This is a genomic window from Sorangium sp. So ce367 (assembly GCF_051520455.1).
GTDB classification, from domain to species: domain Bacteria; phylum Myxococcota_A; class Polyangia; order Polyangiales; family Polyangiaceae; genus Sorangium; species Sorangium cellulosum_B.
The window spans coordinates 6,854,110-6,871,185 of the sequence record NZ_CP150334.1 but is presented as its reverse complement, the minus strand read 5'-3'; the positions used below and the strand labels follow the sequence as shown (position 1 = coordinate 6,871,185).

The 17,076-nt window shown below is 69.6% G+C and carries 16 protein-coding genes and 1 pseudogene; 10 read left to right on the top strand and 7 right to left on the bottom strand.

The genetic code is table 11. The annotated features are described in order from the left end of the window. Positions 1-432 precede the first annotated feature (432 nt). Positions 433-1,611 carry a cytochrome P450 gene (locus tag WME97_RS26070; protein ID WP_437541023.1) on the top strand — a complete coding sequence of 393 codons (1,179 nt, stop codon included), beginning with the start codon at positions 433-435 and terminating at the stop codon, positions 1,609-1,611. Positions 1,612-1,985: 374 nt separating this feature from the next. After that, the gene (locus WME97_RS26065) at positions 1,986-2,906 is read left to right on the top strand and encodes a transposase (protein WP_437541021.1); all 921 of its coding nucleotides are present in this window, start codon (positions 1,986-1,988) and stop codon (positions 2,904-2,906) included. Positions 2,907-3,220: 314 nt separating this feature from the next. On the opposite strand, the gene WME97_RS26060 is transcribed toward WME97_RS26065, so the two are convergent. Next, positions 3,221-4,441, bottom strand: coding sequence for a hypothetical protein (locus WME97_RS26060; RefSeq protein WP_437541020.1), 1,221 nt, complete (start codon positions 4,439-4,441; stop codon positions 3,221-3,223). A 157-nt stretch (positions 4,442-4,598) separates the two neighbouring features. On the opposite strand from WME97_RS26060, the gene mazG reads away from it, so the two are divergent. Together mazG and WME97_RS26050 are read left to right on the top strand one after the other, a co-directional pair. Continuing rightward, the gene (gene mazG, locus WME97_RS26055) at positions 4,599-5,453 is read left to right on the top strand and encodes a nucleoside triphosphate pyrophosphohydrolase (RefSeq protein WP_437541018.1); all 855 of its coding nucleotides are present in this window, start codon (positions 4,599-4,601) and stop codon (positions 5,451-5,453) included. 369 nt (positions 5,454-5,822) lie between these two features. After that, entirely contained in the window at positions 5,823-6,218 is a 396-nt protein-coding gene (locus WME97_RS26050) for a hypothetical protein (protein ID WP_437541015.1), read from the top strand. A gap of 135 nt (positions 6,219-6,353) precedes the next feature. On the opposite strand, the gene WME97_RS26045 is transcribed toward WME97_RS26050, so the two are convergent. Continuing rightward, positions 6,354-7,034, bottom strand: a complete 681-nt coding sequence (locus WME97_RS26045) for a hypothetical protein (protein WP_437541013.1) — start codon at positions 7,032-7,034, stop codon at positions 6,354-6,356. 78 nt (positions 7,035-7,112) lie between these two features. Then, positions 7,113-8,885: a phosphoenolpyruvate carboxykinase (GTP) gene (locus WME97_RS26040; protein WP_437541011.1), complete on the bottom strand. Its 1,773-nt coding sequence runs from the start codon at positions 8,883-8,885 to the stop codon at positions 7,113-7,115. On the opposite strand from WME97_RS26040, the gene WME97_RS26035 reads away from it, so the two are divergent. Both WME97_RS26035 and WME97_RS26030 read left to right on the top strand, forming a co-directional pair. After that, positions 8,884-9,117: a hypothetical protein gene (locus WME97_RS26035; RefSeq protein WP_437541008.1), complete on the top strand. Its 234-nt coding sequence runs from the start codon at positions 8,884-8,886 to the stop codon at positions 9,115-9,117. The two genes, WME97_RS26040 and WME97_RS26035, sit on opposite strands and share 2 nt — an antisense overlap. Positions 9,118-9,136: 19 nt before the next feature. After that, positions 9,137-10,129 (top strand): sigma-54 interaction domain-containing protein, encoded by a 993-nt coding sequence (locus WME97_RS26030; RefSeq protein WP_437541006.1) that lies wholly within the window; start codon positions 9,137-9,139, stop codon positions 10,127-10,129. A 97-nt stretch (positions 10,130-10,226) separates the two neighbouring features. Here the strand turns inward: WME97_RS26030 and WME97_RS26025 are convergent, their stop codons facing one another. Next, positions 10,227-10,835, bottom strand: a complete 609-nt coding sequence (locus WME97_RS26025) for a hypothetical protein (protein WP_437541003.1) — start codon at positions 10,833-10,835, stop codon at positions 10,227-10,229. After that, on the bottom strand, positions 10,832-11,005 hold the full coding sequence (locus WME97_RS26020) for a sigma factor-like helix-turn-helix DNA-binding protein (RefSeq protein ID WP_437541001.1): 174 nt from the start codon (positions 11,003-11,005) through the stop codon (positions 10,832-10,834). The genes WME97_RS26025 and WME97_RS26020 overlap by 4 nt, the downstream gene beginning before the upstream one ends. A 71-nt stretch (positions 11,006-11,076) precedes the next feature. On the opposite strand from WME97_RS26020, the gene WME97_RS26015 reads away from it, so the two are divergent. The 3 genes and pseudogenes from WME97_RS26015 to WME97_RS26005 all read left to right on the top strand — a co-directional run bounded on the left by WME97_RS26015 (position 11,077) and on the right by WME97_RS26005 (position 14,381). Beyond that, positions 11,077-11,673 carry a SulP family inorganic anion transporter gene (locus tag WME97_RS26015; RefSeq protein ID WP_437540999.1) on the top strand — a complete coding sequence of 199 codons (597 nt, stop codon included), beginning with the start codon at positions 11,077-11,079 and terminating at the stop codon, positions 11,671-11,673. A 537-nt stretch (positions 11,674-12,210) separates the two neighbouring features. Beyond that, positions 12,211-12,837, top strand: a pseudogene (locus WME97_RS26010) (putative inorganic carbon transporter subunit DabA); the annotation flags it as partial. Continuing rightward, positions 12,834-14,381 carry a complex I subunit 4 family protein gene (locus WME97_RS26005; RefSeq protein WP_437540997.1) on the top strand — a complete coding sequence of 516 codons (1,548 nt, stop codon included), beginning with the start codon at positions 12,834-12,836 and terminating at the stop codon, positions 14,379-14,381. The pseudogene WME97_RS26010 and the gene WME97_RS26005, both read left to right, overlap by 4 nt. Before the next feature lie 50 nt (positions 14,382-14,431). Here WME97_RS26005 and cysK read toward each other — a convergent pair whose 3' ends face one another. Together cysK and WME97_RS25995 are read right to left on the bottom strand one after the other, a co-directional pair. Beyond that, positions 14,432-15,322, bottom strand: a complete 891-nt coding sequence (gene cysK / locus WME97_RS26000) for a cysteine synthase A (RefSeq protein WP_437555498.1) — start codon at positions 15,320-15,322, stop codon at positions 14,432-14,434. Positions 15,323-15,506: 184 nt separating this feature from the next. After that, complete coding sequence (locus tag WME97_RS25995; protein ID WP_437540995.1) at positions 15,507-16,367, bottom strand: endonuclease/exonuclease/phosphatase family protein; 861 nt, start codon at positions 16,365-16,367, stop codon at positions 15,507-15,509. 179 nt (positions 16,368-16,546) lie between these two features. Between WME97_RS25995 and WME97_RS25990 the strand changes: the two genes are divergently transcribed. Next, entirely contained in the window at positions 16,547-16,909 is a 363-nt protein-coding gene (locus WME97_RS25990) for a hypothetical protein (RefSeq protein ID WP_437540993.1), read from the top strand. Positions 16,910-17,076 lie beyond the last annotated feature (167 nt).

Sequence of the window (17,076 nt, the reverse complement as noted above, 5' to 3'; positions counted from 1 at the left end):
AAGGAAAACCGTCCTTGGCTCACCTCCTGCAAGAGACGCAAGCAGAGCGCCCGTGACGGTTTCCCCCACCGTCGAATGGGCGCTCTGTTGTTTTGTGCTCCTGCCATAGCGCCGGTGCGGGGCACGATGAGTCTCTGGCTCGGCTCACGGGAGCTGGCAACCGTCCATGGCGGATGCGCTCGCGCCTGCTGGCCGTTTCCGGCCCTTTCTCAAGGCCAACAGCGACAGCGACACAACCACGGTGCGGGCGTGACCACGTGACCACGGTGCGGGCGTGACCCAAGACCAGGCGGGGGGCACCTACAGGGCCCGCACGCGAAGCCGACGTGGGAGAAGCGTCCGCAATAACCGCTCTTCCACACCTACGTCCCAGCCGAAGTCATGGCAAAGCGGCTTGATCCGCGTTTCGATATGGAATACTAGGTTTTATGTATGCTGCCTCGTAAGAATCTATTTTCTTTCACCTCGAAAGACCCTTCGGCGTTCGGGATCCATCTCGCCGCTGCGGCGAGGGAGCACTCCGTCTATTTCGACGAGGGACTCGGCGTGCCGGTCGTACTCCGTGGGGCCGATGTGGCCGCGGTGCTGCGCGACAGCGAGACCTTCAGCACCCGGGCCTACGACACCGGGATCATGAAAGGGACGCTCGTGACGCTTAACGGGGAGTCGCACACGCGCATGCGGCGGCTCTTCAACGCGGTCCTCTCCCCACGCGTGATCTCCCGCTACGAGGAGGCGACCGTGACCCCGGTGGCGCGCAGGGTCGTGGAACGGCTCGTGCGGAAGGAGCGGGCGGATCTTTTTGATGATTTTGCGATGTCGATGCCCATGGGCGTGACGAGCGCCCTCTTCGGACTCCCGGAGGAGCGGATCGCCGAGAATGACGTGCTGATTCGCAAGATGATCCGCAGCGTCGTGATGCCGCAGGATCCCGTCGTCGTGGCCGAAGGGCGGAGCGCCCACGCCGGGATGGAAGCGCAGCTCCGGGAGATCGCCGAGCGCGAGGTGGCGCACCCGAGCGATACGCTGCTCGGCGAGATCGCGCGGGCGATCGTCGCGGAGGGCCTGGGCGGAGTGGAGGCGTGCGAGGGGGTCGTGCTCACGTTGATCCTCGCCAGCTACGAGACGACCAGCTGGATGCTGGCCAACCTGCTCGTGGCGCTGCTCGCCCACCCCGACGCGATGAACCAGCTGCGTCAGCAACCTTCGCTCCTGCCGCAGGCCATCGAGGAGTCGACCCGCTGGTGCAACAGCGCGGCGGGCATCGTGCGGTTCGTCGAGCGTGAGGCGACGATCGGCGGCGAGACGCTGGCTGCGGGGACGATCCTCTACCTGTCGCTGATCGCTCGCCATTACGACGAGGAGATCTACCCGCGACCGGAGACCTTCGACATCCATCGACGACCCGTGGGGATGCTGAACTTCGGCGGCGGTCCGCACTACTGTGTCGGGGCGCCGCTTGCGCGGATGGAGGCGAGGATCGGCGTGTCGCTCCTGCTCGAGCGCTTTCCGGCGCTGCGGGCCGATCCGACCGTGCAACCGACGTTCTCAACGGCGCCGCGCGGCGCGGCCGCGTTCGGACCTGACCAGATTCCGGCGCTGCTCGTGTAATTTTCGCGCCCCGCGACCTTGGCGACCCGACCCAGGTTGGCGGCGACCCGCGACCTTGGGGCGACCCGACCCAGGTTGGCGGCGGCGACCCGACCCAGGTTGACGGCGGCCCGACTCAGGTTGACGCCGACCCGCGCGCGCGATCCGACCCAGGTTGCGCGCGCGCGCGCGATTCGACCCAGGTTGCGAGGCCGGCGGCGGCGGCGGCGACCCGACCCACGTTGTGGACTTTACGAACTCTACCCGGGTCGGGCGATCCGAGTGGCATGGCGGCCGCCACCCCTGGCGTAGGAGCCGCCACCTGCGGGGCACGGCAATTTCTTGAAATGATTGAATGCGATCTCTGGCACAGCGTTTGTTGATGTGGGCGGGCCATGAGCCACCCCCGCGAGATCGCGCCCGGCGCTACCTATATGATCACCCGTCGCGTCTTGCGTCGGCACCTGCTCTTTCGCCCCGACGCAGCCATCACCCAGCTCCTGGTCTACGCCCTCGCGGTCTCGGCCCCGCGCTTCGGGATCGAGGTTCACGCGTTCTGCGCAATGTCGACGCATCTGCACCTGGTCGTGACGGACGTGAATGGAGTCCTGCCGCGCTTCTTGCAGTTCTTTCATCGTATTGTGGCGCTCGGGACCAAGGTGCTTCGCGCGTGGGAAGGACCGGTATGGGACCACGAGGCCACGAGCGTCGTGCGACTCCTGACGCGCGCTGCCGTGGTGGAGAAAATAGCCTATGTACTCGCAAACCCTGTAGCCGCTGGCCTCGTCCGGCATGCGCGTGAGTGGCCGGGGGCGAAAGTCGATGTGGGAGAGCTCGGCTGCGGCGTGCTGCGCGCGGCGCGTCCCGTGGCGTATCTTGACCCGGAAAATCCACAGTGGCCCGAGGAAGTGACGTTACCTCTCGCGTTGCCACCGGTGGTAGAGCAGGACAGCGTCGATGACTTTCGCCACGAGGTCGCCGTCGAACTCAACGTACAAGAGGCGCAGGCCCATTCGGCGCTGCAGCAGCAGGGGCGTCGTTTTCTTGGCGCTGAGCGAGTCACCAAGATCTCTCCGTACGAGCGCGTAACGAGCTTTGAAGCGCTGGGTGAACGCAATCCGACCTTTGCAGTCGGCCGCGAGCAGGGGGACGCACGACGAATCGCTGGCGCCGCTGTGCGGGCGTTTCGCGCGTCGTACCGCGCGGCGCTCGAACGGTGGCGCGCCGGGGTGCGCAGTGTGGTATTTCCGGCGGGGACCTGGTGGATGTGCACGTTCCACGGCGCCAGCACGAGCGACTTCGGGCTTACCGTGTAGATATCGGGTGGCGAGCTTCACAGCGGCGCAGAACAGGAAGGGGCGACTCCGACGGGTCGTTGCCGTCTCGTGGGAACATCCGTTTGGAGGAGCTGACGCGGGCGGGCGAAGTGTTCATAGGGCGCTGCGCGCACGCCTACGAACGGGGGATGCGGTGTCGATCGCGGATGGAACGGCCCCGGGTGACGCTGATTGCGTTTGATCAGCGGACGCCGATAGTTCACCGGTTGTTGGGACGATCTGGAGCGGCTCGCCGTGCAGAAGGCATGCATGGCATCCATTGAGCCGGGCCGTTGCGGACAACACTGTCGCGGTCAACCTGGGTCGCGCATCCGACTTGTTCCGACTGTGAGCCCCGAGAAGGCCGCCGCGAAGCGGCGCCGGAAATCCGTATCCACGATCAGCTTGTCGCGCAGGGTTCGGGACATCTCAACGTGGTAGAACGGTGCGCCCATCTGACGCGACCAGCGTGCTTGCACGTTCGTGGCACCGCCCAACCTATCGATCTCCGTGGGGTAGGCGAGGACCTTTCCATCGTTGATGAACGCCCGTAGAGGGGCGAGCAGCCGGTCCAGCGCGGCGCCGTGCCCCACCGCGCTGGCGATAATGGCGGCATTCGGAGCCGAACGGTCTTGAAAGCCGTGCAGCTGCACGGTGGGCGTGCCGGGGAAGCTCTGGAGCAGCGCCCGGTGCACGGACAGGAAGAACGAACGCTCGGCGTGGGCGACGTCGGCGAAGGCGAGCGACGCAATCAGCCGCTCTCGGGAAGCACGGTTACCTCTACGAGCGCTGCCGCCGGTGCCCTGGGCGCCGTCCTGCGTGGTGTTGCCGTCAACGGCTTCATCACCGCCGTCCTCGCCACCAGCGCCTTCCTTGCTCTCGTCACCCTCCGCGGTGTGACCCGGGTTGCGCCCGCCCCCGACAGCGGCACCCAGGTTGGGGCGTCCGCCTTCTGCGCCGTCTTCGTCCGCGCTGGCGTTGCGTGGGTTGGGACCCCCGCCGTACCGGTGCGACGTATTCACGATCAGCGCGCGCGCCCGTTGCGCCTCGAAGATGGCCAGCGCGACGGGCAGCGTTCCCTGATCGAAGAACGTGTGCGGCGCCTCGACGATCAGCGGGACGGCCGCTCCTACGCGCAGCACGACCGCGGCTGCCCCGCGGCGGCGCGTGCCGTCCTCGGACAACACCCACAGGTCGCGCCCGCGGACCGCCCGCAGCGCGAACCCCGGTGGCGCGGCCGGCGGCGGCTGCCTGTTCTGCGCGGCGAGCCCTGCCGCCGCGATCCATGCGGCGTACGTCACTTCCTCCGCGTCGTCCGGCGGCTCCGCGATGAGGTGGCGCCCGCCCTTGCGCAGCGGGGTGATCTCCTCGTCCAGCACCTCCTGCTCGCCGCTGTTGACCAGGGCCGCCGTCACGGGCTCCTCCGCCGCTGCTCCCGGGTTCGGCGCCGCGCCCGGCGCGCTCCCGATGCTCCGACACACCCCCTGCGAGCAGCCGGCGATCGCGAACAGCACCACATAGCCTGCGCTCTTCATGGTCGTCCTCGTCGTCGGAGCCGCGATGCCCTCCGTACTTTTCTCATGCTACGGCCTCGGAAGCCAGGATGACGCTCTGCGATAGCGCGCCCTGCATCGTCTCCTCTTCGTCTGCCTCTGCTTCCGGAGCGGGGGCGGTTTGCGCTAGTAGCACTGCATGCCTCGTTCCTTCGAGCCCGTGCAGGCACCGCCGCTCCCCGAGCAGGTCGGTCGTACGTTTCCGCGCATGGTCGAGCTGATGCAGCGGCTCCTCGCACCGGACGGATGTCCCTGGGATCGCGAGCAGAGCTTCGCGACGCTCAGGCGCTACGTGCTCGAGGAGGCGTGCGAGGTCATCGACGCCATCGACGGCGGCGACCGCAAGGAGCTGTGCGCCGAGCTCGGCGATCTCTTGCTCCAGGTCGTCTTCCAGGCCGAGCTCGCCCGGGCCGAGGGGGCGTTCGGGCCGGACGACGTGATCGCTGCGATCTGCGAGAAGCTCGTGCGGCGCCACCCCCATGTGTTCGCGGACGAGAGCGCCGAGAACGCCGACGAGGTGCTTCAGAACTGGGAGCGCATCAAGGCGGACGAGCGGGCGAGGCAGGGGAAGGACCGCGGCGTGCTCGGCGGCGTTCCCCGCAGCCTGCCGGCGCTGACCCGGGCGCAGCGGGTGGGCGAGAAGGTCGCGCGCGTGGGTTTCGATTGGCCGGACGCGCGGGGCTCGCGCGCGAAGGTGGACGAGGAGCTCGGGGAGCTCGATCGGGCCCTCGATAGCGGCGATTCCGCCGCGATCGAGGAGGAGCTCGGGGACGTGCTCTTCGCGCTCGGGAACCTCGCGCGCCACGCCGGCGTCGACGCAGAGGGGGCCCTGCGTCGGACGATCGACAAGTTCACCCGGCGCTTCGATCACGTCGAACGGCGGGTCGTGGAGCGGCACGGGGGCTGGCCTGTCAAGGCGTCCCACGACACGCTCACGCTGGAGGAGCTCGACGGCTACTGGGACGAGGCCAAGCGCGCGGAGCGGCAGACCTGACCGCGGCGCGCGCACGGTCTTGGCGAGATGCGCGCCGGGGAACATCCGGCGTCATGTACGCGGCCTCTCAGCGAGCGGCCAACCCCGGGCGAGCTGCGCTCCGACGGCGTCGCGACCGACGCGACGCTGCCTCCGCTGGCCGGCCTTCGGAGCGGTCAATCGGAGCGGTCAAGTAGGCGCCGTCGCGTCAAAATGCGGTCTGATCAAGACGAAATTCATGTAATCCTCTCCCATTTATCGCGTCAATCTGTCGTTTTGAGCCGCTGTTCTCCGAGAGGGTCGTCAGCTCTTCCCTCCCGATAGGCGCGTCCTCAAGGTTCTTGCGCCTTTCACGAGGCGGCCCACGGCTTGCTAGACGCCCGGGCAGCCATGGCAAACCGCTCTTCCGCCAGGTTGCTCCACGTCGCCGTCGTCGCGGACAATCCAGAGACGATCGACGCGCTTCATGCCTACTTCAGCCAGGCCGGGGTCGCGTCGAACGGCAAGAGGACATTGAACGACGCGACCAGGATAGCGCCCGCGGCGACCGCCCTCGTTCTGTTTCCCGACGACTTCGAGCCCGGCGACATCGTGACGTTCATCACGTCGCTGCGGAGCGCGCGACCGAAGCTCCTCATTCTCCTCGTGACGGGCACACCACAGTCCTTTCGCTCCGCGCTGGGACCAGACGGCCACTCCTTGCCACCCATGGTGCTGCCGAAGCCGGCGTTTGGCTGGACCATCCTCGACGCTCTTCGTGCGCACGCTCATTCGGAGCCCCGATGACTGCTTCGATAATTCGCCGGGACTCACCTCCTGATGGCGCGATGTCCACCGCGCCCGCTCACCTTCGTGAACGCGATCCTCGATCGGCTCGGGATCGCGTGATGCGCAACGGTGCGTCACGCGCCGTCGTGGTGATCAGAGCTCATCCGCGCGTAGACCCGGACCGGCAGCCACGAGGCGCGCCTTTCGCCACATCCGCAGGACGTTTGGGAGCTCCCGATCGACGCGGACCTCGTCATAGCTGTCCGGTACCCGCCCGCCGAACCCGTTGTACGTCAGGAGATAGGTCCCGAGTGGCGCCTCGTTGAGGAGCTCTTCGGCCGCCGCAGTGTCGCGCTGGTATCGATCGACGCCCAGCTCGACGTCTTCATCGAGGTGGTCTTCTCGTCCAAAGAGGTTCTCGCCGAACGGGTTGAAGAAGTAGTAGGCGTCCGCGCGAGGAACTTCCGCGCTCCCCAGGGCGGCTTCGACGAAGCGAACGCGGTCCTCGATCTCGTAGACCCGCGCGAGGCTGCGCGCCGCCATGACGAGCCGAGGTCGCTGTTCGATCCCCGTGAAGTGGCTGCGTCCCGCCAGCGCCGCCGCCACGCAGAACTTGCCGGCGCCCGACCCGACATCGACGACGGCGCGAGCGTCGAGCTCGTCCAGCCACCGGGCCGCGCGAACAGCGACCTCGATCGGCGTCCAGAACTGAGCGGAGACGCGGCGTAGCTCGTCAGGAAGGAAGCGGTCGAAGTCGTGATTTCTAGGGCTGCGCCCCGCTCGCAGCGCCGCCGCGACGGCACCTGCCAGCGGTCCGGCCGCGCGGCCATCCACGGAGGAATGGTTTCTGTCACGACAGACGTTCGCTGCCGAAGATTTTGTATGGTCTTCCACGAGTCCTCCCTGCTCAGCTCAATGCAGCGAATCGTGCAGCCGCTTGACGAGCGATCGGTGCTCGGCCAGCAGCGCCGTGGGGAGTCGATCCGCGAACTTGCGAAGGAACTCGAGGACACCGTCGGCCTCCCTCAACCACGCGCCGCTGTCGACCGCGAGCAGCTGGAAGAGCGCGTCTTTCGAGAGGTCCATCCCGGTCAGATCGATCCCCCGTTCATGCGGAAGGAGGCCAATTGCGGACTCGCGCGCGGCCGCCGTGCCCTCGACACGCTCGAGGATCCACTTGAGGACGCGGATGTTGTCGCCGAACCCGGGCCACAGGACGCGCCCGTCGTCCCCCGTCCGGAACCAGTTGACATGAAAGATCTTCGGCGGACGACTGAGCCCTTTCCCAACGGCCGTCCAGTGCGCAAAGTAATCGCCCATATTGTACCCGCAGAAGGGGAGCATCGCCATGGGATCGTTTCTGAGGACGCCGACGGCGCCGGTCGCCGCGGCGGTCGTCTCGCTCGCCATGGTCGCACCGACGTAGACGCCGTGACGGAAGCTCCGCGCTTCGTAGACGAGAGGGGCGAGCTTCGATCGGCGCCCCCCGAAGAGGATGGCCGAGATCGGCACCCCCGTGGCGAGGTCGAAGGCGCCTGCCGCGCTGGGACACTGCCGCAGCGGGACGGTGAAGCGCGAGTTCGGATGCGCGGCAGAAGACGTCGCGGCGCCTTTCGTCCACTTCGCGCCGCGCCAGTCTTCGATGACCTCATGCTCGTCGAGCGGGGACATCCCCTCCCACCACACGCGACGGCCAGCGCGCAGCGCGACGTTCGTGAAGATCACATCGTGCGTGAGCGACTGCATCGCGTTCGGGTTGGTCTTGAGGCTGGTCCCTGGCGCTACGCCGAACATGCCGTTCTCCGGGTTGATGGCCCAGAGCCGTCCGTCGCTGCCAGGGTGCATCCAGCAAATATCGTCACCGACCGTCTCGACCTTCCACCCGGGGAGCGAGGGGACGAGCATCGCCAGGTTGGTCTTGCCGCACGCGCTCGGGAAGGCAGCCGTGACGTAGTGCGTGCGCCCCTCGGGGCTCGTCAAGCCGAGGATGAGCATGTGCTCGGCGAGCCAGCCCTCCGCGCGCGCTTGCGCGCTCGCGATGCGCAGCGCATGGCACTTCTTGCTGAGCAATGCGTTGCCGCCATACCCCGAGCCGATGCTCCAGATCTCGAGGGTCTCGGGAAAATGGACGACGAAGCGCCTGTCCGGCGAGAGGTCCCCGAGACTGTGGATGCCACGAACGAAGCTCTCCGCAGCGCCGAGGTGACCGAGCGCCGCGCGGCCCATGCGCGTCATGATCCGGAGGTTGAGAGCGACGTACGGGCTGTCGGTAAGCTCGACCCCGACGCGGCTGAAGGGCGACCCCGCGGGGCCCATCAGGTACGGCACCACGTACATCGTCCGGTCCTTCATCGCGCCTGCGAAGAGCGACCATACGCGCGTCTGCGCCTCCTCTCGGCTCATCCAGTGGTTCGTGGGCCCCGCGTCCTCCTGTCGTGGCGTCGAGATGAAGGTGAGGTGCTCCGTCCTCGCGACGTCCGTTGGATCCGATCGATGCAGGAATGAACGAGGGTGGGTCCGTGGATCCAGCTCGATGAACGAACCTGAGAGCGCCATGTCGCGTTCGAGGGTGGTCCGCTCCGCCTCGCTGCCGTCGCACCAACGGATGCGCGCGGGTCGCGTGTGTTCGGCGATCGCCTGGACCCAGGCGCGGAGCGCGCGGTTCGTCGTGGGAGCGTCGTTCATGGTCTTGGTCTTGGTCACAGCAGAATCCGTGCCGGAGCAGGGGCTGGCCGTGAACCGCGCCAGGAGCGCTCGAAGCGGCGCGCTTTCTCGGCATTTTCAGGGCGAACAGCCGACGAATTTCGCCAGTCGCGGGGCGATGTGGATCGCCGGAGCCGATCTCGTGGTCGGGCTTGCAGGTTGCGACAAGATCGCTCAGTATTTCTCGCGTGGGAGAGCGAAAACGACGACCTGACGTGGTGTTTGAGCCGATCATGCGCTCCCACGCCATGAAGAAGGCGGACCAGATCCTTCGCGCCGTCGCCGCGAAGGACGTCACCCTGACGCTGATCGGCGAGAGCGGCTCCGGCAAGGAGGTGCTGGCGAGGCGCGCGCACGAGCTTTCGGAGCGCCGGCGGGGGCCGTTCGTGCCCATCAATTGCGCGGCCATCCCCGACGCGCTCTTTGAAAGCGAGCTCTTCGGTCACGAGCGCGGCGCGTTCACCGGGGCGAGCGAGCGAGCGAAGGGCAAAGTCGAAGCGGCCGAGCGGGGCACGCTCTTGCTCGATGAGATCGGTGATATGCCGATGCCGATGCAGGCGAAGCTCCTGCGATTCCTCGAGAACCGCCGGTACATGCGCGTCGGCGGCGCGACGAAGATCGAGGCGGATGTCCGGTTGATGTTTGCCACGCTACGACCCCTCGATCAGGAGGTGCGCGCGGGCCGTTTTCGCGCCGACCTGTTCTATCGAATCCAGGGCATCACGCTCAATGTCCCCGCTTTGCGTGAGCGACGCGCTGACATCGCGCCCCTGCTGAATCAGTTCACCGCGCAGCACTCGGCGCGACACGGGGTTCGCCCGCCGAGGTTCAGCCGGCAGGCCAAGGCGCTGCTGCTCCGTTACGACTGGCCTGGCAACGTGCGCGAGCTCCGGAACGTCGTGGAGACGCTCTGCTTGCTCCGGGATGGGCGGCAGGTGCGCGTGGCCGATCTGCCCGAGAGCGTCCGTTCGCTGGTCGTGCCCGAAGAAGCCGCCGCGGGCGTGTCGTGCGCCAGCACCTCGCCCGCGCTCGACCTCGACGACGGATTGGAGTCGCTCATCCAGCAGATCGTCCAGGCGGCGCTGGAGCGCGACGGGGGCGACAAGGTCAAGGCGGCGGCGCGACTTCGGATCAGCCTGAGGACGGTGCAACGCTACGTCGCAGCGGGGCGCGTGCGGGTGCCAAGCGGGCCAGTCCGTGGAGAGCAGAGGGCGGCGAAGAAATGAGCCGGGCCGGCCCGGCCGACTACCTGCGTTGGGGCTGCCCGCATGTCGCGGTGACGACCGGAGCCACCCAGGTTGCGGTAAACATGTCTCGCTGGGCTCACTCGCGTTCAGCTATCAGAACGAAGCGCTCGCGCACGCGCGCCTCGTTCGACTCGTGACGGACGTGGATCTCATACCGGCCCGGCTGAGCCACGGCCACGCCGAGCGGCGCGTCGCCGCGGTAGCGCGTCAGCCTGTGCGAGCAGCGCTCCTGCCGGCAGTGCTGCTCCAGCGATCCACCTTCGCCGTCGGGCAACCGCACGCGCACGTGCTCCGGCACCTCGAGCTGGACCACAGCCGGCTCGTCCGCGTGGCGGTGGGTCCACAGATCGAGGAGCGTCCACGCGTGCCCTTCGTCAGGCAAGGCGACGGCGCGCTCCTCGGATCGCTCGATCGCCGGAGAGCACGCGCCCCTGTCGCCCGCCACGAAGACGGCGACCGCCAGCGCGGCGAGCGCCGGGGCCGCGATGAACACCCTCCACCCGCTGCGGTCGCTCGCCCGCTGCGAGCGCGCGCCGCCGGCTGCCGCGGGGCGCTCCGGTCGCTCGGGGAGCTTGCTCAGCGCGCGCTCGACGAGCGCATCGGAGGGGCTCATCGAGCGCAGCGCCCGCATGTTCGCCGCCAGCTCCTGCGGAATGGGAGGCAGATCGTCGTCGCGCTCGCTCACGTCGAACCCTCCCGCTCCGCGACGGCGCGCGGCGCCGACAGACGCTCGTAGGCGTCGCGCAGCCGCGCGCGCCCTCGGGCGTGGCGGCTATTCACCGTCCCCTTGGGGATCCCGAGGAGCTCGGCCACGCAGTCATACCCGACTTCCTCGATGTCGCATAGCACCACCACGGTGCGAAATTCCTCTGATCTCCGAGATCGTTCGCAGCTCCGCGAACATCGGCTACGGCGCGAAGAGCCGGTTGTCCAACTTCTTTCATGGGACCTTCCTCCTCCTCTTCGTGGCCTTCGCGCCGGGCCTCATCCACTGGATCCCCCTCGCCGCGCTCGCCGCTATGCTCACCTTCACGGGCACCCGCCTCGCGTCGCCCAAGGGGTTCGCGAAGACGCTCCGCATCGGCAGGGAGCAGCTCGTCATCTTCGTCACCACGGCTGCAACGTGCATCGTCTCCGATCTGCTCGTCGGCGTCGCCGTGAAGCTGCTCATCCACCTGACGAACGGCGCGCCCCTGCGCGTCCTCTTCCGCTCCGAGGTGGACGAGCGCGTCGAGGAGGGGCGGGTCGTGCTGCCCGTCAAGCACGCCGCCATCTTTAGCAATTACCTCAGCATCCAGCGGAAGATCGAGAACCACGCGCACGTCTCGAACATCGAGATCGACTTCGCGAATGCCCGCCTGGTCGATCACACGGTCATGTCCAACCTGCATGAGCTCCAGGGCGTGATGGAACGAAATGGGCGGAAGTTGACCCTCGCCGGCCTTGGCGATCATTCCCAGATGTCATCCCACCCGCTCTCGGTGAGGAAGCGGCCTGTCATCAGCCCCGTCGCCGAGCGCTGAATCGAGTCGAGACACCATGGCGCGAGAGGGGGAAGCGCGCGTGGAGCCCCCCCAGGAACAACCGCCAATCGGGAACCCCATGAACAGCGAGCTCTCTCAAGATCTTCGCGCGAGCGCCGCCCGGCAGAAGCACCTGCGCGACGTGGTCGAGCACAGCGGGCCTCCTGTGGCGTATCTCCGAGGCCGGGGAGACGCGCAGGCTCCGGGCCGACGTCCCCGACGAGCGACGCCGGCGCATCGCCCAGAGCTCGGAGCGCTGGCTCGAGGCGCGCCCGGAGATTGCGGCGCGCCTCCGCGATCGGGGGGGCCGCGATCCGGAGTCGCGCGCCGCCCTCGCGCTCTGGGACGCGTGCCGCGCCGTGCCGCTGCCGCCCGCCCCGCCCATGGATCCGCCGCTCGTCGAGCGCGTGGGCGAAGGCCGGTCGCACCGCGATCTGCTGGTCGAGCTGGCTGGCGAGGATCCGGCCGAGCTCATCGACCCGCTCATGATCCGGTTCCTCGGCGCCTACCTCGACGAGGGCATGGCAGCCGTTCACCGCCGCGGCCAAGGCGGCCCGCGTGGCAGCCACGCTGGAGAACATGGGGCTCACGCGCGGCTTCGCGCCGATCGTGGTCGTGCTCGGCCACGGGGCGGCCAGCGTGAACAACCCGCACCAGTCTGCGTACGACTGCGGCGCGTGCGGCGGCCGCCACGGCGGCCCGAACGCGCGGCTGTTCGCGGCCATGGCGAACGATCCCGAGGTCCGCGTGCTGCTCGCCGCGCGCGGGATCGACATCCCGGGCGGGACCTTCTTCCTCGGCGGCATGAACAACACGACGACGGATGAGATCGTCCTCTACGACCAGCACCTCGTGCCGGCGTCCCACCGCGGCGAGCTCTCGGCGCTGGTCGGAGCGCTCGACGCCGCGCGCCAGCAGCACGCGCACGAGCGCTGCCGGAGGTTCGCGTCGGCGCCGCGCGAGGGCGACGCCGCGCGGGCGCTGGCGCACGTCGATGCGTGCGCCGCGGACGTCCTCGTCGCCGGGCGCCGCTGGGTGGCGGCGCTGAGCGGCTGGCCTGAGCGCGCCACCGCGGCGCCCGGCGACGAGGACGTCCGCGGAGCGACAGAGAGCGCGGCGGCCTTCCAGCCCCGCGTGCGCGATACGAAGAGGGCTCGCACGTGAACGCCTTTCCGCTCCTCGGGACGCTCATCCTCACGCCCGCGATCGCGGCGCTGTTCGCCGCCCGGGCGCGCAGCGACGAGCGCGCCCGCCGCGTCGCCCTCATCGGCGCGGCGCTCACCCTGATCCTCTCGCTGCTGCCGCTCGCGCTCTCGTACGCCGGCGTCGCGCTCACCGCCGGGGGGCCCGCCTTGCCGCTCCTCGGAGCGCGCCTCCGCCTCGGCCTCGACGGCTTCACCATCACGTTGCTCCCGCTGCTCGGCCTCGTCCTGCTCGCCCTTCTCGCCGCGAGCCCGCGCGCCGCGATCGATCCGCCCGGCGCCGCCGCGCTGCTCGCCACCGGCAGCGCCATCCTCGGCGTGTTCTGCGCGGTCGATCTCGCGGTGCTCGCGGCCGCGTGGGTCGCCGCGCTCGTGCCGGTGGATCGCCTGGTCGCCAGGAAGGGCGCCCAGGACCCGCTCCTCCGGCGCACCTGCCGCATCTTCCTGCTGGGGGGCACGGCGCCGCTCGTCGTGGCGATCGGCGCCATCGCCGTGCTCGCCGCGCGCCGGGGGGCCGCCCTGCCGTTCGACGTCGAGGAGATCGCCCGCGTCGGCGTCCCCGAAGCATGGCAGTCGCCGCTGTTCGCGCTCGTCGGCATCGCCGTGCTGATGCGCATGGCCGCCGTGCCGTTCCACGGCTGGCTGCCGGTGCTGCTCGAGCGGGGGCCGCTCGGCGTGACCATCCTGCTCGCCCAGATGCAGGTCGGCGTCTGCGTGCTCGTTCGCGTGGGGGTGACGCTCCTGCCCGTGGGCTCCGCCGACGGCATGCCGATCCTCGCCGTGCTCGGCCTGATCAGCGCGCTCCACGGCGCGGTGCTCGCGCTGGTCCAGACCGATCTACGCCGGCTGCTCGGCTACCTCGTGGCGAGCCAGAAGGGGCTCGTGCTCCTGGGGGTCGCCTCGCTGAGCCCGCAGAGCGTGAGGGGCGCGCTCCTGCAGAGCGTCGCCCTGTCGATCGCGATCACGGGGCTCGCGATGGTCGTCGGCGCGATCGAGGCGCGCGCCGGCACGGCAGACACGCGGGAGCTCGGCGGCCTCGTCGCCCGGACGCCCCGCATGGCCGCCTTCTTCTTCCTGCTCGCGTGCGCCATGATCGGGATGCCGGGGGCGCTCTCGTTCGTGAGCGAGGACCTGCTCCTGCATGGGATCTTGCACGTCCATCCCGTGCTCGCGGTGCTGGCGCTGACGGCGGCGGCGCTCAACGGGATCACGCTGTTCCGGGCGTTCCAGCGGACCTTCCTGGGGCCGCTCCGGCGCCACCTGAAGGGCGCCGCGGTGGAGGCGCTCGTGCTCCGCGAGCGAGCGTTCCTGCTCGCGCTGGTCGCGCTCACCGTCGTCCTGGGGGTGGCCCCGGCGCGGCTGATCGCGATCCATGCGCCGGTGGTCGAGCAGGTACTCCACGACGTGGCGCACGGCGCGCAGGCGCGCCTCGCGGCAGCGGCGAACCGCTGCTCCATCGACGCGGACGGCCGAGCGCCCCTTCGTGACGGACGACCGTCGCCCTGAGCCGCGTCCGGCGGATGGCGCGCGCCGCGCTCACCGCCACCGGATGTGGCTCAGAGCAGGTAGCGCTCTCCCGAGTCGGGCAGCACGGTCACGATCGTCCCGCGCACCCTGCGCGCGATCTCCACGGCCGCGTGGACGTTGGCGCCGGAGCTCGGCCCGACGAGGAGCCCCTCCTCGCGGGCGAGCCGCCGCGCCATGCGCGAGGCGCCCGCCTCGGTCACCGTCAGGATCTCGTCGATGAGCGACCGCTCGAGGATCGCCGGGACGAAGCCGGGGCCGAGGCCCTGGATGCCGTGGGGGCCGGGGCCTCGCCCCGAGAGCACGGCGCTCTTCGTCGGCTCGACGGCGCAGATGCGGACAGCGCCGCCGAGCTGATCCCGGAGCACGCGCCCGCAGCCGGTCAGCGTGCCGCCGGTGCCCACGCCGACGACGAAGGCCGCGATGTCGCCGCCGGTCTGCGCGAGGATCTCGAGGCCGGTGGCGCGCGCGTGGGCGCCGGGGTTCGCCGGGTTCTGGAACTGCTGGCTCATCCACCCGCCGGGGGTCGCCTCGCAGATCTCGATCGCGCGGGCGACCGCGCCGGCCATGCCCTGGCCCTCGGGCGTGAGGACGATCTCGGCGCCGTACGCGCGGAGGACGTGCCGGCGCTCGACGCTCATGTCCTCGGGCATGACCACCACGCAGCGGTAGCCGCGCACGGCGGCGATCATCGCGAGGCTGATCCCCGTGTTGCCGCTCGTGGCCTCGACGATCGTCGAGCCTCTCCTGAGGATCCCTTCGCGCTCGGCGCAGAGCACCATGCCGAGCGCCGCCCTGTCCTTGACGCTGCCGCCCGGGTTCATCGACTCGAGCTTGCCGTAGACGACGCCTCCGCCCTCGGGCGAGACCCGGGCAAGGCGGACGAGCGGCGTGCCGCCGATGAGCGACAGGGCGTCCGGCACGACCGGACCGACGCGGACCGCGCCGGCAGGCGGAGGAGCCGAGCTCTCACCAGGCACGTCGGGCGGACTCGGCGGTCCGTCGCCCGGTGCTCGAGGGGACGACATGCCGCCAGTGTACACGTGAACAGGGCATCCCCGGGCAACGTGCCGAAGCGCACGCCCCGTGAGGGGCGCCGGCCCCGCTTTACATCGCGATCTCCGAGAGAACCCCGTAATGATCCGAAGCGGCGACGCCGTTGCGGATCTCCTCGAAGACGACCCTCGACGAGAGCGGCTTGCCTCGCCCCTGCGCGTCCGGGCCGCGGACGAAGACGTAATCGATGCGGCGCGGGTACTCGTTCGTGATGGCCGCGAACGGGTTCCGCACGGGATCGAAGGTGAATCCGGGGCCCTTGCCCGTCTGGTCGAAGGTGTCGGCGAAGTACACGCTCTTCTGGTTCAGGGCGTGCAGCCCCTTCATGAACCGGATCTCCGTGGCCTCGGGCTGCGCGTTGAAGTCGCCGACGACGATGGGCGGCAGGCCCTCCATGGGCGCCTCGCGCATGACGATGTCGGCCACGGCCGCGACCTGCGCCTCGCGCACGGCGCCGTGGTGGAACTTCCAGTTGAGGTGGGTGACGAAGAACGGGATCGCGCCGTGGGGCGACCCGAGCTCGGCGAGCAGGATCGAGCGCTTCTCGTCGGTCTCGCCCGTGGGCAGGGGGAACGCCTGGCTCCGCGCGATCGGCCAGCGCGACAGCACGGCGTTGCCGAAGAGCACGCCGCCGCCGAGGTCGTGCGCGGCGCCGAACGCGACCTCGTAGCCGAGCCCGTCCGCGATGCCGTCGGCCAGCGAGCGGCCCTCGTACGACAGCACCTCCTGGAGGCCGACCACGTCGGGATCGAGCTCGCGGAGGCCCTCCCGGATGACCTCGAGGCGCGCCTCCCACGGGTCGTGGCGGTTCCAGATGTTCAGGCTGAGCACCCGGAGGGAGCTGCGAACACGGATGCCGGATCCGCCGTGCGGGGAGCCGCTGATCCCGGAGCCTTCTCGAGGACGTTCCATGTCGACGGGCTACGCCAGCTGCGCGCCCGGATCCAGCCGTGATACGAAGGGCCCGGCGCAGGCCGCTGCCCCTCCGGCGCGGAAGGGCGGCCTTGACCGGGAGAACCTGAATGATCACGTGTGCTCGTCGACGCGGGCGGCCTGGATCGGCCTCCTTCCGACCTCGGACCTCGCTCCGCATGACCGCCAGCTTCCTCCTGCTCGCGCTGGTCGCCGGTTGCGAGAGCAAGATGGATCCCAAGGAGTGCGACAAGGTCCGCGGCGACGCCTTCGAGATGGTGAACAAGGCGCAGCACTGCAACACGGACCCCGACTGCCGTCAGAGCGAGTGGCCGGGCTGTGCGAAGCCCATCAGCAACGCGACCTTCGACAAGATCAAGCCCCTCTCGGAGAGCTACAAGACGGGCAAGTGCGAGGAGCCCAAGGTGGACTGCAAGGCCCCGCCGGACTCCTACTGCAAGCAGGGGCTCTGCGTGCACCGCGAGATCGGCACGCCGGAGGGGGCGGGCAACACGCCCACCGACCAGATCCAGATCCAGTGATCCCCGCCACGCCGCCCGCCAGCGAGCCCTGCGGGCCGCTGCGCGGCGGCGCTGGCCGCGCGCGGCGCCCGCCGGCCAGCGCCGCGCTCGGGACTGCGCTGCCGGGCGCAAACGGGCGCGCCGCCTCGGTACGCGCTTGACGCGCGAACCCGCAGGGGCCACGGACG